Below are 3,491 nucleotides of genomic sequence, written 5' to 3' on the forward strand. Positions count from 1 at the left end.
AGATCTTACTAAGTTTGGCACAGACTTATCGTAAACCTCATTGCTAAGTAATTCTTTAACTCTACTTAATGTTTTATCCCCAGGAGCACTAGATTGAGCAGTAAGCCACTTTTGCATAACAAGAGTTTCATGCTTCCATTTAGTAAAGAACTTAGAGATCACTTCATCGCTATACTTAGAGTCATTGTGTATTAACATAACCAGAGATGCGTACTCATCTGTCATATTAGAAGCATTGTTAAATTGATCATAACACCATTTTTCATACTCAGGATTATCAGTAGTAAGAAGGAAGTTTAAGACCATATTTTTAAGTCCTCTCTCACCCATGGCCTCTGGAGTTAAAGCGTACTCTTTTTCAACTGCAAGAGACTTATAAATTTCAGCAAACTCTTTTTCATATGTCTTAGCAAGAGTACTAATAACAAAGTTTCTAACTTTATGAGTATTTTCAAAATCTACAATTTCTTGAGATTGATGTAACATCCCCTCTGATGGTATTCCAAGAGCAAGGGCCTTGAATGAATTATCTAAACTACCATCTTTGATTAACTTACCATATGCCTCAGTATATGGAGCATCTAGCTTAAGCTCTACACCATTTGCAGAGTCTTTAATCAAACAAATCATCAGGCTTTTTGCTAATGCTTGAGCCGACTCATATCTATTAAATTCATCATTATCATGGGCCATTAGGTAGACATAATCATTCAATGATCTGTCAGACTTTAAATTAACTGGAGCGCTAAATCCTCTATTGAAAGAAGGTACTGGCTCATGATCAATTCCTGTGAAAGTAAAAGTTTCACTCTCTTGTGTTAAGTGTAGAATATTATCTTCTATCTGAGGTTGTGCAGTAAATACTTCTTTAAGTTTTAGAGCAAAGTCATTTCCATCTTTATCAACAAGACCAATAGCAAATGGCATATGGTAAGGCTTCTTCTCTGTTTGACCAGGAGTTGGTCTACAGCTCTGTGTAAGAGTAATGCTGTACTCAGATTTTTCTTCGTTATATGAAGTTTTAATATCTATATCTGGCGTACCTGCTTGATGATACCAGTTTGAAAATTGAGAGAAATCATAGTTATCATTAGCGACACTCATTGAATGGATAAAGTCCTCTGTAGTAACTGCCTGTCCATCAAAGAGCTCAAAATATTTATCAGTTCCTTTTCTGAATCCTTCAGGTCCAAGAAGAGTATGAATCATACGAATAATCTCAGCTCCCTTCTCATAAATAGTCATTGTATAGAAGTTGTTAATTTCAATATAACTACTAGGCTTAATTGGGTGAGCTGTTGGTCCTGCGTCTTCAACAAACTGTCTTGCTTTAAGTGATTGAACATTTGAAATTCTATTAACTACTCTAGAGTTCATATCTGAAGAAAATTCTTGGTCTCTAAAGACTGTTAAGCCTTCTTTTAGAGTTAGTTGGAACCAGTCTCTGCATGTGATTCTATTCCCAGTCCAGTTATGGAAGTATTCATGACCAATAACTCCTTCAATACCAAAGAAGTTTGAATCTGTAGCAGTCTTAGGATCAGCAAGAACATAAGCAGAGTTAAAAATATTCAACCCTTTATTTTCCATGGCTCCCATATTGAAAGCATCTACAGCAACAATCATATAAATATCTAGATCGTACTCTCTGCCGTAGACCTCTTCATCCCACTTCATAGAGTTTTTTAAACTCTCCATGGCATGGCCACACTTAGACTCATTTCCTTTATCGACATATATTTCTAGATCTATCTTTCTACCTGTCATAGTAGTAAATTCATCTTTAACAAGACCAAGGTCTCCGGCCACAAGAGCATAGAGGTAAGATGGCTTAACAAAAGGATCAAGCCATTCAACAAAATGCTTACCATCTTCTAGGTCACCTGAGTTTGTTGGATTTCCATTAGATAGTAATATTGGAAATTTCTTTTTATCTGCTATTATTTTTGTTGTATATACGGCCATAATATCAGGACGATCGATAAAGTAAGTGATTCTTCTAAATCCCTCTGGCTCATTTTGAGTACAAAAGATAGATCCAGATTTGTATAGACCATCTAACGCCTTATTTGCTTCTGGATTAATTGTATTATGTATCTCAAGATTGAAGTTCTCTTTTACTTCTTTAAGAATTAATCCTTCATCTACAAATTCATATTTATCAGAGCTTAACTCTACACCATCAACAAGAATCTTATTTAAAGTCAGTTCTTCACCGTTTAAAAACATATCTCTCTTACCAGCAGACATATCATAGTTGGCCTTAACTTCCATCTTTGACGTTACTTGAGTATTTGTATCATCTAAATCAAATGTTAAGTGAATAGTCGAAATTAGATAGTCTGAAGGGGCATAGTCCTTTAGAAAAATAGTTTGTGGAGTGGCATCTTTCATCTATATAGTCCTTTTTAAATTTATTTTACTTATTGCCCACAATATACCGATTTTTCAGCATTTGTCATGGTTGTTGTGTATAAAAGTCGGTCTAAGGTCCAGTAACTAGTTGAAAATTATTCCTTAATCATCACCTACTTTGTAAAAAACTGAAATTTGATTAAAATATAAGAAAGAACGAGATAAACACATATTCTGGATATGACTATAAAAGATGCTAACAAGAAACATTACTTTTCACTTGTAGACTTAGATGAGGTCTTTGAGGCCTTTAATACTGCTTCCAAGGATAAGCTAAATAGTTATATTTGGGAGCAAGGAAAAAGTGAAAGTGATGTCGAAGAGTTTCAGCTTGAAACAATTGATGACAACAGAAAGCTTATTCTAAGCTCTACCGGTGGATTTTTATCAAAGCTTTCAAAATCAAAACTTACCGATAAAGAAGTCTTCTTAAAAGTTAACTACAATCGATTTCAGTATTTTACCTATGGTATTCTAAAGTATAACCAGGAAGACAAAAACTACTTTATTCACATTACAAAAGATGTTTATAAGTCACAGCAAAGATCAAATTATCGATTATCAGCTAATGTTTTTGTAAAAATTCAATTCAAAATAAATGATACAGTCTATGATGCTCACGATATATCTGCAGGAGGAACTTCCTTTTCTATAGATGAAGTAGACCTTGTTAAATACCCTGAAGGAGAGATTTACACAAATTGTCTACTCAGATTAAATGTTGATAAATTCGAAATTCCACAGGCCAAAGTAGCGAAAGTATGGGCAGTAAAAGATACTGAAGAAAACCCTACTGGTGTTTATAAAGTTGGAATTGCATTTATTGATGTTCCAAAGGGAACTGAAGAAGAGCTCTTTAAATCGATCAACGGGGAAGCTAGAGCAGAAGAGATTAGAAAGAAAATGAAAGAAAAAAAGCTAAAATCTTAAAAGCAAAGAGTTGTAGTTTTAACTTTCATAATTTCTGAAAGTTTTAGAGGATCAAAATTTATACTTCGAGCTAACTCTTCACCCTTTTTCATATTTACTCTAACCGCCATTCTCACTGCACGTTCAGAATCATATTTTTCAGCATA

2 protein-coding genes are annotated in these 3,491 nt (G+C 33.9%); one reads left to right on the top strand and one right to left on the bottom strand.

Annotated features, from left to right (window positions below):
* Nucleotides 1-2,394: aminopeptidase N (pepN, locus tag ABX784_RS16215; protein WP_372656107.1), on the bottom strand; the 2,394-nt coding region annotated here is incomplete at its 3' end.
* Nucleotides 2,395-2,595: 201 nt separating this feature from the next.
* On the opposite strand from pepN, the gene ABX784_RS16220 reads away from it, so the two are divergent.
* Entirely contained in the window at nucleotides 2,596-3,345 is a 750-nt protein-coding gene (locus ABX784_RS16220) for a PilZ domain-containing protein (RefSeq protein ID WP_372656108.1), read from the top strand.
* The last annotated feature ends 146 nt before the right edge of the window (nucleotides 3,346-3,491 follow it).

The organism is Halobacteriovorax sp. (assembly GCF_041587335.1).
Lineage (GTDB): Bacteria > Bdellovibrionota > Bacteriovoracia > Bacteriovoracales > Bacteriovoracaceae > Halobacteriovorax.

Bases quoted from the DNA above. Each gene is read 5' to 3' on its own strand.
- ABX784_RS16220 (WP_372656108.1), top strand. From the start codon at position 2,596: ATGACTATAAAAGATGCTAACAAGAAACATTACTTTTCACTTGTAGAC.